This window comes from Magnetospirillum sp. 15-1 (assembly GCF_900184795.1).
Classification (GTDB): Bacteria; Pseudomonadota; Alphaproteobacteria; order Rhodospirillales; family Magnetospirillaceae; genus Phaeospirillum.
In genome coordinates this window covers 287,204-303,631 of record NZ_FXXN01000026.1, presented here as the reverse complement: position 1 = coordinate 303,631, position 16,428 = coordinate 287,204, and the positions used below count along the sequence as shown (strand labels likewise).

The following is a 16,428-nucleotide window of genomic DNA, read 5'->3' as shown; positions in this document are numbered from 1 at the left end:
GCCGGTATCCGAGCCGGCCAGGTCGCCCGGCCGCTGCCCCGAATCCTCGATGGCGTGCCAGACGGTCTCGATGAATAGCCGCTGCTGCGGGTCCATCAGCTCCGCCTCGCGCGGCGAGATGCCGAAGAAACGTGCGTCGAACAGGTCCACCCGGTCCAGGAACGCCCCCCATTTCGACGCGCCCGGCCGGTCGGCGTGCCGTCGCCAGTCCCAGCGGTCGGAGGGAATCTCCGTGACGAGGTCGTCGCAGGCGGCGAGATGCTCCCAGAACGCGTCGAGGTCCTTCGATCCGGGCATCACTCCGGCCATGCCGACGATGGCGATGGCATCATCGGCCTCGGCCTCGGGCACGGGCATGGACACGGGATGCGGTGGAGCGGCGGGGGCGGGCGCCGCCGCCTCTTCCACCCCCAGATGGGCCGCCATGGCCGCCCGGTGACGTTCCAGCAGCGCCTCGCCCAACGAAGCCAGGGAGGGTCGCTCGAAGAACAGGGCCGGCGAGAGATTCAGGCCGAATTGCCGGTTCAGCCGGTTGGCGAAGCGCGTCAGCGTGATGGAATCGAAGCCGTATTCGGTCAGCCGGCGGTCGGGGGCGATGCGGGCGGAAGGAAGCTTGAGCAACTCCTCCACCTCGGCCGCCAATCGGGCATAGAGGCGCCCGGCCAGCTCGGTGGAATGCGTGCCCGGCGCCGCCCGCCCGCCCCCGGCCGGGGCGGCCGCCAGGAAGTGGCGGCGAATGTCCGGCGCGTTGCCGACGAGCGGCATGACCACCGGCCCGCCCGTGGCGAGAGCGGCGTCGAGAGCCGTCAGACCGTCCGGGGTGGCCAGCGGGACCACGCCCAGAGGGGTGGCGGCGGCTTTGAACGTCTCGGCGTCCATTTCCATTCCGCCGTCGGCCCAATAGGGCCATTGGACGGATATCGTGCGTCCGGACCGGCGCCCGGCGCGGCATTCGGCGTCCCGCCATTCCGCGAAGCCGTCGAGCCAGCCATTGGCGAAGGCATAGTCGGTCTGCCCCGGCCAGCCCTGGGACGCGGCGATGGACGAGAACAGCACGAACAGGTCCAGCGGCTCTTCGGCCAGAACCCGGTCGAGCTCCCCGACGGCGACCTTGGGGGCCAGCACCGCCAGCGCGTCGTCCAGGGGCTTGGACCTCAGCATGGAATCGCGGACGAGCCCCGCCGCATGGATCACCCCGTGGATGGCGCCGAAACGCGCCTTCGCCCGCTCCACCGCCGCGCGGGCGCCGTCGGGAGTGGTGATGTCGATGGCCAGGGGCAGCACCTCGCCGCCCGCCCGGTCGATTTCGGCGATTTCCGCCGGGCCGGCCGGGCGCCGCCCCACCAGGGACAGCCTGGCCCGGTAGCGGCGGGCCAAGCTGTCCGCCACCGCCAGCCCCAGCCGGCCCATGCCCCCGGTGATCAGGTAATGGCCCCCTTCGCGCCACGGCGCGGCGACGACGCCGGCCACCGTCTCGGCCAATGCCGCCGACATGCGCCTTCCGTTCTCGATCCGGGCGACGGAACCGGACGGTGCGTGCAATTCGGCCAGCAATGCATCGATGGCGGCGGCGGCGTCGAGAGAGCCCAGAGACAGAGCGCCGGTGCTGATCCGCTCGCTTTCCTTCATCAGGCTGCGCAGGAATCCGGCCGAGGCCTGAACCGGGTCGGGACCGCCGGCGCCTCGGCTGGCGAGCAGCAATCGCGCCGTGCCCCCGCGCCGGAGCAGGCCGGTCGCGGCCCCGTGGCTGGCGGCGAGGGCGCGCGTCGGGTCGCCCCCCCCGGCAAAGACCAGGACGACGGCTTCCGTATCGTCGGGGATAGCGGTTTCGTCCGGCAAGGCGGTCGCCAGGCCGCGCGAGGCGGCGGCGGACGACAACTCGGCGTCGCCGGTGATCAGCAGGACGCGCCCGACTCCGCCGGCCGGCCGTTCCAGTTCCGCCTCCCGCCACGTGGGAACGAGAAGAACCAGGGAGGCGGCGGCCCGCGTCACCCGGCGAAGGGTGAACCCATCGACCGCCACCAGCAGCCGTCCGGCCCGGTCCATGATGCGCACATCGAACGAGCACCGTTCATCCTCGTCCGCTCCGTCCGAGGACCGGCGGATGTGGGCCCAGGCCGCCCCGGCCGGAGCGTGATGCAAGCTCACGCGCGCCATGCGGACCGGCAGATGGAGCGAATGGTCGCCCAGGTCCGGGTCGATCAGCAGGATCACGCCCTGCAGCGCCGCGTCGAGCCGGCCGGGATGGAGGACGAAGGGCTCGTCCGTGGCCGGGACGCGAAGGCGGACGAGGGCTTCGCCGTCGCCCGCCCAGGCCTCTTCGATCCAGCGGAAGCCGGGTCCGTGGATCAGGCCCTTGGCGCGGAAGGCCTGGTAAATGTCGGCCCCCGCCACCCGGCGCGGGCAGCGTACGGCGATCGCCTCGGGGCTTTCGGATGCCGCCGCCGCCGGTTCGCCGGGCAGGACCTCGCCGGTGCAGACCGTCTCATCGGCACCGCCCAGGCCGGCGGTGACGGTGAAGGCCTCACCCTTGAACCTCAGCCGGACCGGCGGCACGGCGCCATCCCGCTCCTCCACCGGCACGCTCCAGGCCAGTTCGGCCAGGCCGGCCGGGACACAGCCGGTAACGGCCCGGCGGGCGGCGATCGCCATTTCGAGGAAGGCGGCGGCGGGAAGGATGCGACGCCCGGTCGCCACGTGGTCGGCCAGGAAAAACTCGTCGCCGGTGAAGCGGGCCGAGAACCCGTCGGCCTCCCTGACCGGAATCAGCGGATGATTTCCGGACTGGGGGGGGCGGGCCGCCGGAACAGGGGCCAACCAATGGCGCTGGTGATCGAAAGGATAGCCGGGAAGCCCGATACGCCGTCCCGGAGGGGCCAGCGGCCGCAAGTCGATCTCGGCCCCGCCCGTCCAGGCCTCGGCGGCGGCGTGCAGCGGACCGTTCCCGCCCCGGTGACCATCGCCCGGCGTCCAGGCGTCCAGTTGGCGGACCAGACCGGCGAGGTCGCCGGCGACGAAGGCGGCACGCTCGGGCATCGGCTGCCGGCCGAGGATCAGGGTATGGGCCACGTCGGCCAGGGCGGGGGCGTCGGGCCGCCTCAGCACCCGGGCGAGGTTCCGGACGGCGCGGGCCAGCGCGGTTACGGTCCGCGACGAGATCGGAATCAGCACGGGCGAGGTCCCGGGGGCCGGGGCCGGCGCGGGCGGCGCCTGCTCCAGCACCACATGAGCGTTGGTGCCGCTGAAGCCGAAGGCGGAGACCGCCGCCCGACGCGGACCCGGCCGCGGCCAGGCGACGGTCTCCCGGTTGATGAAGAAGGGGGTGGCGCCAAGGTCGATCCGCGGATTGGGCTCGCGGAAATGCGGCATCGGCGGGACGAGGCCGGTCTCGACGCACAGAACCGCCTTGATCAGGCCGGCGACTCCGGCCGCCACGGTGGCGTGGCCGATATTGGCCTTGACCGATCCCAGCGCGCAGGTTCCCGCCCGGAAGGCGGAATCGCGGAAGGTCTCGGCCAGCGCCTTGACCTCGATGGGATCTCCGAGCGGCGTTCCGGTGCCGTGGGTCTCGACATAGCCGATGGTGGCGGCCGCCACCCGCGCCTGAACCAGGACGCGGGCCTCCAGTTCGGCCTGCGAGCGGGCGCTGGGCGCGGTGATGCCGTTGGTGCGCCCGTCCTGGTTCATGCCCGAGCCCCGGATCACCGCCCGAATGGGGTCGCCGTCCGCCAGCGCCATGGACAGGCGCTTCAGCACCACCACGCCCACGCCTTCGGCCAGGGCGATGCCGTCGGCCCCGGCGTCGAAGGGACGGCACCGCCCGGTGGGGGAAAGCATGCCGGTCTTTCCCGACCGAAGGTGCAGCCGGGGGGTGGACATGACGATGACGCCGCCGGCCAGGGCCAGGTCGGACTCGCCGTCCTTCAGGCTGCGGCAGGCTTCGTGAACCGCCACCAGCGACGACGAGCAGGCGGTATCCATGGCCAGGCACGGGCCCTTGAGGTTCAGGTGATAGGCGATGCGCGCCGAAAGGATCGACGGCGACAGCCCCAGGAAGGCGTGTGCCGTGCCGTCCTGCCCGGCCTGCCGAACCAGTTCCTCGTAGTCCCCGGCCGCCGCGCCCATGAACACGCCGCAACGCGCGGCCGACAGCGTATCGGCGGCGATGGCGGCGTTTTCCAGCGCGTGCCAGCATTCCTCCAGCACGATGCGCTGCTGGGGGTCCATGATCTCGGCCTCCATGGGCGACAGGCCGAAGAATTCGGCGTCGAAGCCGGCGACGTCATCGAGAAAACCACCCCATTTGGACACGCAACGCCGGTCCGCCTCGGGGTCCGGGTCGTAGAAGCCGGCCACGTCCCAGCGACCGGCCGGTATCTCCGCCACCCGGTCCGCGCCGGCCAGCAGCAGGTCCCAAAGCTCGTCGGCGTCGTCGGCGCCGGGATAGCGACAGGCCATGCCGATCACCGCGATGGCGTCCGACGGCGGCACGTCCGGGCCAAGCTCCGGGCCAAGCTTCGGGCCAAGCTCCGGGGAGAGCGGGGCCGGCGGCGTCTCCTTCCCGGCCATATTCCCCGGAACCGCCGGGACACGCTCGCCCACGATGGCGGCCAGACGCTGGAGGGTGGGATGATCGTAGAGATCGCTCGCCTCCAGCCGGGTGGCGAAGCGGGCGTTGATGGCGTGCGCCAGTTCGACGCCGCCGATGGAATCCAGGCCCAGGTCGAGGAACGGCACGTCGCCGGGAATGTCCTTCGGGTCCATCTGCAGCGCACGCGCCAGCATGGCGGTCAAGGCGCCGGCAATATCACCGGTTTCGACCCGGGCCACGGTAGCGACCATGGGCGTGGGGTCGGGCGGAGCGGCGGCGGCCAGCGGAGCCAGACGGATGGGCTGGTGGGGGGCGGGCTGATGGGGGGCGGCAAGCGGACGCAGGCGCACACGGCCCGGCGGAGCGGGCGGAGGCGCGGGCGGAGGCGCGGGCGACGCGGCGGGCCGGCTCCCTGCCTCGGCCTCCGGCTCCGGCTGCCGTGTCAGGCGGTCGAGACGCCGACGGACCTCGTCGGAACCGAACGTGGCCGCGTGCATGGCCAGTTCCTTCTCGATCACGGCGGGCAATTCGGCCAGCAGCCGGCCGGCGAGTTCGCGTTTCAGGGTCTTCAGGGTTTCGCGCGGCTTGTCGGCCAGACTGCGGGCTAGGGACAGCGCCTGGCCTCCGACGTCGGAGGCGGGGGCGAAGGTCGCCTGGGCGCCCAGCGCCTTCAGCTCCGATCCGGCGAAGGACTGTCCGGTGTACATCATCCGGGTGGCAACATTGGCCCCCAGCCGCTCCTTCAGGATCAGGGTCGCACCCATTCCGGGCGTGAAGCCGTAACGGGTGAACACCGCGCTGAACAGGCTTTCCTCCGCCATCACCACCATGTCGGCGTAAAGTCCGAACAGCAATCCCCCGCCCGAGGCGTGGCCCTGGATCGCCGCGATCACCGGAACGTCGCAGTCCAGCAATCCGCGATACATGAACGGGATGTCGCTGAACCGCGCCCGGCTCTCGGCGATGTCGGTCAGTATCTGGGGAGTGGCGCCCATGCTGAAAATGCCGTCCGCGCCGGTGACGACGACCGCTTTGTGCCGGGCCTCCTCCTGGATGGCCGTGAAGGCCTTCACCAACCCCAGCACCAGATCGTCGGTGAACATGTTGCGGTTGACCCGGTCCCGCATGGTGACCAGGGCGATTTCGCCCTCGACCGTCTCCAGCGTGACGGTATCTCCGGTCCAGGAGCGGGCCCGGATTTCCCAATCCGCAATGCGGGCGGCCTCGTCCCCGGCCGGAGTGGATGGGGCGGGCGCCGGCAGCGTGGAAGCGGGGGTGGCGGGCTCGTACCAGTAACGCTGGCGCTCATAGGGATAGGGCGGCAAACGCACCCGCCGGCGCCGGGCGTTTCCGTGCAGGGCCGGCCAGGGAACCTCGCCGCCCTCGACCCACAGCGCCGCCAGGGCGGCGAGGTCGCCGTTCGCCAGGGCCTGGGCCGCTCTCGTCCCGGCATCGGCGGGAGCGTGGGTGGCGCGCCCCTGATGCAGGCCGGCGGGGCTCCGGCCGTCCAGGAAGGCGGCAAGGGCCGCCCGGACCTGTCCCGTGTCCGCCGCCACCAGCGCCAGCCGTTCCGCCATCGGCTCCCGGCCGGTCTGCAAGGTGAAGGCGATGTCGGCGAGAACCGGCGACGCCTCCCCCGAGAATCCGGGCAGTTGGGCGATGATGGCCTTCAGGCTGGGGGCCGACACGCAGAACTCCAGGGTCAGCCGGGTGCCGAAGCGGGCATCGAGGCGCCCGATCCATTCAAGGAGTGCCGCCTGATCCATTCCAAGGTCGGACGGATGATCGTCGACGGAAATATCGCCGGCCCCGGTGCCCAGCACATCGGCGAGCGCCGCGAGCGCCACGCTTTGCGCGCCTTCGCCGTCGGCGGCGGGCGGGAGCGTGTCGAGAAGCTGTCGCGCGGCCTGGCGCAGGGAGCCGGGAGTTCGGGCCGAAAGCGGCAGCAGGACCGGCCCGGCCACCCGGTCAGGGACCCGCGCCGGAGAAAGGTATTCCTCGACCACCAGATGAGCGTTGGAGCCGCCGGCGCCGAACGCGGAAAGGCCGGCGCGGCGCGGCCAGGGGGCGCCGTCGGGCCCCCTGGCCGGAATCCACGGCCCGGCCCGGCGCTGGAGGCGGAACGGAACCTTGTCCCATTCGATATTGGAATTGAGCGTGTCGGCGTGGAGCGAGGGCACCAGTTCCCCCCGGCCCAACTGCAGCACCAGCTTGGTCAGCCCGGCGACGCCGGCCGCCGCCTCCAGATGGCCGATGGACGATTTGGCCGAGCCGATGGCGCAGCGCCACCCGGCGGGAACGCCGGCCGCGCGGAAGGCCTTGGCCAGCCCCGCGATCTCGATGGGATCGCCCAGTGACGTCCCGGTACCGTGGGTCTCGATATAGGAAATGCTTTCCGCCGGAACGCCGGAACGTCCGAGCGCCCCGGCCACCGCGCCGGCTTGGGCGTCGACGCCGGGCACGGTGAACCCGTTGCCCCGGCCGCCATGGTTGATGGCATTGCCCCTCAACACCGCCATGATGCGGTCGCCGTCGGCCTGGGCGACGGACAGCGGCTTCAGAACCGCCACGCCCACGCCCTCACCCGGGACATAGCCGTCGCCGCCCTCGCCGAAGCTGCGGCAGCGGCCGTCGGTGGACAGGAAGCGCCCCTGAGCCAACTGACGATACTTGTTGGGATCGATGGTCAGGTTGACCCCACCGGCCAGCGCCATGGTGCATTCGCCCCGGCGCAGCGATTCGATGGCCAGATGCACGGCGGTCAGCGACGACGAGCACATGGTGTCCACCGTCAGGCTGGGCCCCGTCAGGTCGAGGCAGAACGATACCCGGTTGGCGATGCCGGCGAAGGACGAGGCTGGCACCGGCCCTTCGACCGCTCCCGCGCCCAGAAGCTCGTATTGGCCCCACATCGCCCCGGCGAAGACGCCGACCACCTGGCGAGTCAGGGATTGGGTAGCATAGCCGGCGTCTTCCAGGGCGTGGCGCGCGGTCTCCAGGAACAGGCGTTCCTGCGGGTCCATCAGCCGGGCGTCCTTGGGCGAGATGCCGAAGACCAGCGGATCGAACAGGTCGACGCCGTCCAGGAACCCCCCCCACTTGCCGTAGACGGCGCCGCCGTCCCTGCCGCCGGGGTCGAACAGCGCCGAATGGTCCCAGCGTTCCGCCGGCACCTCCGTGATGGCGTCCACGCCATCCTTCAGGTTCAGCCAGAACCGCTCCAGGTCGGGGGCCTTGGGATAGCGCCCGGCGAGGCCGATGACGGCGATGGGCTCGTCGGCCGTGGCCGGGGAAGGGGAAGGGGAAGGAGAATAGGGATCGGAACGGGGGGCGGCCGGAGCCGGGGCGCCGGATTCCCCCGGGAAACGTGGTCCGAAGATATCCGGGCGAAGTTCGGCCAGATGGGCGGCGAGCGCCGCCGGGTTCCGGTGCTCGAAGAACAGGGTCTTGGGCAGCGGGCCGAAATCGGCCTCGAAACTCCGGGTCAGGTTGACCACCATGACGCTGTCGATCCCGAATGCTTCGAAGGACTGGCGCGAACCGATCCGGTCGGCCGGAATGCGGGTTTCCCGGCAGAGTTTCTCCGTCACGTAAGCCAGCGCCGCCCCGAGGCGGGTTTCATCGACGGGGGACCGGCCCGGCGGCCCGGATGCCACGATGGCGGGCGCGGCCTTGCCCTCGACCGGCAGTGTCACCAGGATTTGCGGCCCTCCGAGGGCAAACGCCGCCTCGAACGCGGCGAGGCCCTGAGAGGGCGTCAACGCCTCGGTCCCCATGGCGTCACGGATTTGGGCCATGGCGGCCTCGTCGAGGCCGGCTCCCATGCCCCGCCCCATACGCCACAGCGGCCAGTCGATGGCCTGCGTCCGGCCGCGGCGCCGGCCGGCCCTGCGCTCGTCCTCGCGCCATTCGGCGAAGGCGTCGAGGAAGCGGTTGGCGAAGGCGTAATCAGCCTGGCCCGGATTGCCGAGAATACCCGATATGCTGGAGAACAGGACGAAATAGCCCAGGGGCTGGCCTTGGGTCGCGCGGTCCAGCGCCAGGGTGCCCGCCACCTTGGGCGCCACGACCTTTTCCCAGTCCTCCGCCCGCTTGCCCCGGACGAGGCTATCCCGGGTCACCCCGGCCGAGTGGATGACGCCGACGATGGGGCCCAGCTCGGCGGTGATCCGGGAGACGGCCCTTTCGGTTTCGCCCGGCAGCGACAGGTCGGCCTCCGTCACCAGGACATCGACGCCCCGGGCGGCCAGGGCGTCGATCTCGGCCCGAGCGTCCGCCGAAGGGGCCGAGCGCCCCAGAAGGGCGATCCGCCTTGCCCCCCTGTCGGCCAGCCAGCCGGCGAAAAGCAGCCCCAGCCCGCCCAGTCCGCCGGTGATCAGGTGCACGCCGCCGGAATCGGCCGCGAACGGAACCGTCGCGGGCGGCGGCGGCAGGGCTTCCGTCACCCGGACGAGACGGGAACCGTGGGCGAGGCGCAATTCGACGGCACCGGGGTCGGACAAGGCAAGCTCGCCCAGGGCGGTCTCGCGCCACCGGTGCGCGTCGTCGTCGACCACCTCGGCCACGCGGAAGCGATAGTCCGGCCGCTCGGTTCTCACCGAGCGGGCAAAGCCGCCCAGCGCGGCGGAAAGGGGCCGGGCACCGGGGGCGGGGCTCGGAAAGGCGGCCACCAGTTCCACGTCGTGCAGCCCGGCCGCCATCAGCGCCTGGGTCAAGGCCAGTAGCGCCTGGCCGTCGTCGTCGGCGCCCGCGACGAACAGCGCCCGCACGGGTACGCCGGCCAGTGGCGCCAGACGGCCGCCATCCGGACGCGCGCGGTCCAGCGCGACCAGGCCGTCCCGGCCCAAGCCCTGCGCCATCGCGGCGCCGCTCCAGGCGTCGATCTCGTCTCGGGGGGCCACCAGCAGCAAGGGCGCGGGCGGCGCAGGCTTTCCCGGCGCCTCCCGCCACGCCTCGCGGCTGAAGGCAAGAGCGGCGGCGGGCGGGAAGGCCGAGGCGACATCGACCCGGAGCAGCCCCACGCGGTCGAGCGCGGCCACCACCATTCCATCATCATCCAGGAAGCGGATGTCGGCATGGCGAAGACGCCCATCGCCGGGGGCCAGCCGGACCACCGCCGTCACGCGGTGGGGCATGGGCCTCCACCACGCCACGCGCCCCATGGTCACGGGCAGGAAGGCATCGGCGCTTCCCGAAGCGGCCAGGAGCGCCAGCGCCGCCTGCAGGCCGGCATCGACGAGGCCGGGGGGCAGAACCTCTCCCTGTTCGGGCCGTCCCCAGCATTCTGGGCGTTCCAGCCGCGCCACCGCCACGGCGTCGCCAAGGCGTAATTCCCGGATGGCCTGGAAGGCGGGGCCATAGGCCAGCCCCATGCGCGCGAACGCCCGGTAGGCTTCGGCGGGGGCCAGGATACGGCCGGCGACGGGAATGGAGTCGTGAACCGGCGGCGGGGGCCGCGTGTCCGCCCTGGCGCGGACCGAAATGCCCCCGTCGTCGCCGAGCGACACGGCCACGAGCCCGTCGCCGGTCTCTTCGGCCGAAACCGCCACCGCCTTGGGCGCGTCCTCCGCCGTCACCGGGCGGACCCACGCGAGATCGAACAGCTGCGCCGGCCCATGCCCCAGCCGGACCAGGGCGGAGCGCATCATTTCCAGGCCGGCGGCGGCGGGAAGGATGCGGTGCCCGCCCACCACATGGTGGGCGATCACCATATGGTCGGCCGCGAGGTCGAAAGTGAACCGCTGCCCCGCCGCCGGCGCGGGAGCCGGCGCCAGCCCGCCGACCCAATAGCGTTCGCGCGCGAAGCGATAGGTGGGCAATCCGACCATGCGGCCGTCCGCCACCGGCGGCCAGACGATGGCGGCGCCCGATGCCCACGCCTCGGCAAGGGCCTTGGTCCCGAGGTCCGCCGCATCCACGGCGGGCGGCGCAACGCCCTCCTCGGCCCGGCCGACCCGCAGAGCCGGATGGCCTTCTCCACGGGCCAGGGCGCCCAGGGCGTCGGCGAGGACGTCCGGATGCCCGGCGACCACCACGGCGCGGGCGGCGAAGTCCTTGCGCCCGGTCTGGAGCGTATGGGCGACGTCCCGGAGGTCAAGACCGGGCAGCGCGTCGCGTAAGGCCCGCGCGAAACGCCCGAGGCTGTCCCTGGTGCGCGCGGACAGTGGAAAGGCCAGCGTCCCGGAGGCCGGCGCCCGGACGGGCGGGAGCGGCCCGGCCTCGATCACGGCATGGGCGTTGGCTCCCCCGGCGCCAAAGGAACTCACCGCCGCCCGACGCGGTCCCTGCCAGCGTTCGCCGGCGTCCAGGACCCGGAACGGGGTGGCGGCGAAGTCGATCCTGGCGTTCCGGACCTCGGCATGCAGGCTTTTCGGCAACCATCCGTGGGAAAGCGCCAGCAGCACCTTGCTCACCGCGGCGATGCCGGCCGCCGCCTCCAAATGCCCGATATTGGACTTGACCGAACCGATGGGGATGGAGCCACCGGGCAGGCCGGGACCGAAGGCCTCGGCCAGTGCCGCGATCTCGATGGGGTCGCCGAGGGCGGTGCCGGTGCCATGGCATTCCACATAGCCGATCTCGGCCGGCGACACCCCGGCGCGATGCAGCGCGCGGCGAATGAGCGCCGCCTGGGCGGTCGGATTGGGCACGGTGAAGCCGGCGGCCCGTCCGCCGTGATTGACCGAGGTTCCCCGGATGACGCCATGGATGGAATCGCCATCGGCCAGCGCGCGGGCCAGGGGCTTCAGCAATACGGCGCCCACTCCCTCACCGGGGACATAGCCGTCGCCGCCCTCGCCGAAGCTGCGGCAAAGCCCTTCGGAGGACAGGAAGCGCCCTTCGCGCAGGTAGTCGTATTTGGAAGGATGAATCGACAGGTTGACGCCGCCGGCCAGGGCCATGTCGCAATCGCCCGAAACGATGGATTGCACGGCCAGATGCAGCGCGGTCAGCGACGACGAACAGGCGGTGTCCACCGCCATGCTGGGGCCGGTGAGGTCGAGGGCATAGGACACCCGGTTGGCGATCGCCCAGTACAGCGAGCCGGGACCGCCCCACGCGCCGGTCCGTTCCCGCTGTTCCTGGGTATGGAGCGAATACTCGTTCCACATCACCCCGACGAACAGGCCGACGGACGATCCGGCGCGCCGTCCCCGGCGGGCGTAGCCGGCGTGTTCCAGCGTCTCCCACGCCACCTCGAGCATGAGGCGCTGCTGCGGGTCCATCTGTTCGGCTTCGCGGAACGAGATGTTGAAGAATAGCGGATCGAACGCCTCGACGTCGGCCAGCCAGCCTCCCCGCTGGCCGGGGGGAACCCTGGCCGGGCCCCCGTCGCCCCGACGCTCGGGCGGGGCTGGCCGCACGCAGTCGTGGCCGTCGGACAAGGCCTGCCAGAAGCGCGACAGATTCTCGCTGTCGGGATAGCGCCCGGCCATGCCGATGATGGCGACGGCATCGGGCTCGGAAGCCTTTTCCCGGCGGGCCGGGGCGGCGGCCTCCACCTGCGCGGGAATGGCGGAAGCGGATCGCGGCGGCCCGGCGGCCCGGCCGGGCAGCGGTTCCAGGACCGCCTGCCCGGCCAGGAACGCGGCCATCTGGGCGATGCTGGTCCGCTGGAATGGCAGGGTCGGCGTCACCCCGGCGAAATGGCGGGATAGGTCCTGGGTCAGTTCCATCAGTTGGACGGACCCCACGCCCAGTTCGAAGAAGCTGTCCTCCGGGGCGATGCGGTCCGGACCCTGGCCGGTGAAGGCCGCGACGCGGCCGGCGAGGTATCGGGCGATGGCCTCCGCGTCCGCGTCTCCGGAGGAGGGCCGCGAGAGGGCCGGCGCCGGTTCCGGCTCGGCCGCCCGGGCCATAGGCCCGCCCAGGGCCACCCACTGGCCCTCGAGATTCAGATCGAGCGCGGAGCCCAGGATGGCGTTGCCGGCGGCGGGGTCGAGCGGCGGCAGTCCCATTCGGTCGAAACGCTCCTCGGCGTCGGCGCCGCCCATTCCGGCGCCCCGCCACAATCCCCAGTCCAGGGCCACGCTTCGGCCCGGCGCGCCCTCGGCGATCCGGCGGTGGACCAGCGCGTCGAGAGCGGAATTGGCGGCGGCGTAATCGGTCTGGCCGACATTGCCGAAGACGCCCACCACCGACGCGTACACGGCGAACAGCGCCAGGGGATCGCCACGGGTCAGCCGGTCGAGGAGGAGGGCCCCCGTCAGCTTGGGCGCCACCACCGACCTGAAACCGTTCCAGTCCTTACCGGCGAACAGCCGGTCGTCCAGAACGCCGGCCCCGTGGATCACGCCCCGGATGGTTCCCCGGCTCCGGGCCTCCTCCAGCACGCGGCCCAAGGATGCGGCGGCGGTCACGTCGCAGGCGCGGTAATGAATGCGGGCGCCGGCCCGGATCTCGGCGGGAATGGGCGGCGCGGCGCGGCGGCCCAGCAGCAGGACCGAATCCGCCCCTCGGGCGGCCAGGGCCGATGCCGTCATCAGACCCAACGCCCCGGCTCCCCCGGTGACGATCCAGGTTCCATCCAGGGGCCGGGCAGAGGCGGCGGGCCGGGGACGCTCCTCGGCCAGGCCGAAGCGCCAGGCGCCATCGGGCCGGAGCGCGATTCGGGCGAAACCCGCCGCCGCCGCCGTAAGGCCCGGCAGCATGCCAAGCGTCCCGCCGTCGAGTTCCACCGCGCGAACCGCGCCGAAGGCTCGTTCCTCGGACAGCGCCGCCAGCCATCCGGCGGCAAGGCCGGCCGTGATGCCGGCGGGAGCGACCGAAACCAGCGTCAGACGCTCGGTGGCGCCGAGCCGCTTCAAGACGTCGAACAAACCGCGCACCGGACCATCCAGCATGGCGTCCGCGTCGCCCGTATCGCCGGGCAACAGCAGCACCATGGCCCAGCGCCCGGCGGGAGACTCTGGAAATGCCGGGTCCAATCCGCCCGTCCACACCAGGGCGCCCGTGCGGGCGAAATGGCTCGCCAGCTCGGCCCGGCGGGCATCATCGGCGCCCAGGACCATCACGGTCTCGAAGCCGGCGGCGGGAGCCGCTGTCTCCGTCTCCCTCTCCCTCTCCCAGGCCGGACGATAGAGGTGGCCGTGGGAAAGTCCGGCGACGGCGGCCGGCGGCGGGACGGATTCGGCCCCGCCGGCCTGGGCCAGACCGCTCCGGCCAATGGGGAACCTGTTGCGCCGGAACGCCGTTCCCGGCACCTCGACGCGCCGGAACGAGCGGTCGGGAAACACCTTGTCCCAACTGAGGTCGGTTCCCTCCAGCCACAGATCGAGGCACAGGGCCTCGGGCAGGCGGGCGACCAGGGGCGAGGGCTCGCACGCCACGGCCGGAACGGACGGGACGGAGGCTCCGCCCAGAACCAGCCAGCGCATGGCCGCGTCCTCCGGAAGCGGGCGAGGGGCGCGCTCCGCATCGGCGATCCAGCCGGCCAGATCGCCGATGCGGTCTCCGCCGCCCCGGTCGGCCAGCAACGGGAAGTCCTCGGCGCGTTCGTCGCCGACAAAGGCATTGGCCAGCCGGGCCGCCACCTCGGCCGGGTCGGCGCCCTCCAGCAGTTCCACCAGGGTTTCACGCCCGAGGATGCCCCCGGCCAGCAGCGCCTCGGCCTCGGCGGCGCGCGGGTCGAGACGGTCCGGTGCCTGGGAGAGCTGCCAGCGCCGACCCAACTGGCGCATGGCGTCGCGTAGGCCCAGGAATCCGATCAGTTCCCGGTCGGCGGGGGCGGACGCCTTCAGATCCTCCCACGGGGCGAGGAATCTCTGGAAGGTGGGCTGGTATTCCGCGAGCGGCTGGATGGGCCGGACGAGTGCCCTCAGTCGCGGGGTCGAGGCCCGCAATCCCTCCACCAGCGCGCTCACGTAGCCCGCGTCGGGAACCAGCGGCCGCCGCCATGCGCCGGCCACCGGGTCGAAGAAGGGAACGGTCGGCCGGCGCGGCCTGATCCGGCCCGCCGCCTTGGGATTCCGTATCGCCCGGACCGCTTCCGATTTGGTGATCTGTCCGCTGGCCACCAGGGCGGCCCACAATCCCGCGCCTTCCCCCGCCAGACGCCGGGGCGCGAAGCCCAGGCGCTCCAGCGCCCCCAGCAGGGCCAGGGAATGCCGCAGCCCCTCGACGCGCGGGTCGGAAGTCTCCCAGAGCTTTCCCTTGGGACGGGCCTTGCGGTAGAGGGCGTCCAGGGTGCCGGCCCCCCCATCATGCGGCCCCACGCCCGAGGCGTCGCGCAGCAGCACGGCCCACGGGCCAGCCGAGGCGTCCCGGCGGCGCAGGGCGGAAACGGCCTCGGCGGGGTCGTCGCCCGGCGAAAGAAGCATGCCGGCGCGGCAGCGGAAGGCGGCCCGCCCGGTGGCGAGGGTGCCGCAGACATCCGCGACACCCAGTCTGGCGCCGACCCTGGCGCCGGTTCTGGCGAACCGGCGCCAGGCCGAGGCCATCTCGTCCAGGGCCTCGGGACTGCGGGCGGAAAGCAGGAACAGCCCCGGAGGCTCCGCCTTCTTCCGCCGCTTGGGCCTATGGGTGTCGGAGGTCAACACCGCATGGGCGTTGGTGCCGCTCATGCCGAAGCTGCTGAGGCCGGCGGCCAGGGGCGCGCCGGGCCGGGCCGGGTGCCATTCCTCCCGCCGGAGCGCCGGCGAAAACGGCGTGCGGCCGAAATCGATGACCGGGTTGACGGTGGCGAGGTTGACGGTGGGGACCATGACGCGCCGGCGCATCATCATCACCAGCTTGGCCAGGCCGGCCAGGCCGGCCGCCCCTTCCAGGTGGCCCACGTTGGACTTGACCGAACCGATTCGGGCGAACCCGGTCCTGGGAGTGAAACGGGCAAAGGCGCGCCGCAGGCCTTCCACCTCGATCGGGTCGCCCAGGCTGGTGCCGGTGCCATGGGCCTCGACATAGGTGATCTGCTCGGCCGCCACCCCGGATTCGGCGATCGCGCCGGCGATGACCTCTTCCTGTGCCGCGACCGAGGGTGCGGTGATGAAAACGCTGTCGCCGCAATGGTTGACGGCGCTTCCCCTCACCAGGGCGTGGATCGTCGCCCCCGCCTTCCGGGCGTCCCCCGCGCGCAGGAGCAAGGTGGCCACCACCCCGTCGCCCGGCACGTAGCCGTCGGCCGCGGCGTCGAATGTCCGGCACCGTCCGGTGGGACTGAGCATCCTGGCCTTGGAAAAGCTGACGTATTTCCATGGTGCCAGATTCAGGCTGACCCCCGCGACGATGGCGGCGTCGATCTCGCCGTCCATCAGCGCCCTACGGGCCTGATGCAGGGCGACCAGCGAAGAGGCGCAGGCCGCGTCCAGGGGTACGCTCGGGCCGGACAGGCCGAGAGCGTAGGAAACGCGGCCGGCAAGGCCGCAGGCGTAGCCGCCCAGCGCGTGGCCGGCCTGCGTCTCCAATTCGGGAGCGGCCAGCGCCTGGAGAAAATCGGTCGCCATGAACCCGACATAGACCCCGGTGCGGATGCGGCGCAGCCGGTCGAACCCCAGGCCGGAATTCTCGACACAGCGCCAGACCTCTTCCAGCAGCAGCCGCTGCTGCGGGTCCATGGTCGCCGCTTCGGCCGGGGCGAGATTGAAGAAGCGGTTGTCGAATTCCTCGACGCCGTCGAGCAGCCCGCACCATTTGCTGATGCTCTTACCCGGGGCCGAGGGGTCGGGATCATAGGTCGATGCAATCGGCCAGCGCCCACCGGGGATCTCGGCGATGGCGTCGAATCCCGCCTCCAGGTTGTCCATCAGCGCTTCCGCATCGGGGCTTTTGGGCAAGCGTAGGGACAGACCGACGATGGCCGTAGCGCGCTGATCTCGGGATAAGTGCTTCTTTTTTCCCAT

General features: G+C 72.1%; 1 protein-coding gene (running past one end of the window). It reads right to left on the bottom strand.

The features are described from left to right. Positions 1-16,428 carry the 5' portion of an SDR family NAD(P)-dependent oxidoreductase gene (locus CP958_RS17000; protein WP_096703389.1) on the bottom strand. It extends 3,906 nt beyond the left edge of the window, so the window shows 16,428 of its 20,334 coding nt (coding positions 1-16,428); its start codon is at positions 16,426-16,428; the stop codon falls past the left edge of the window.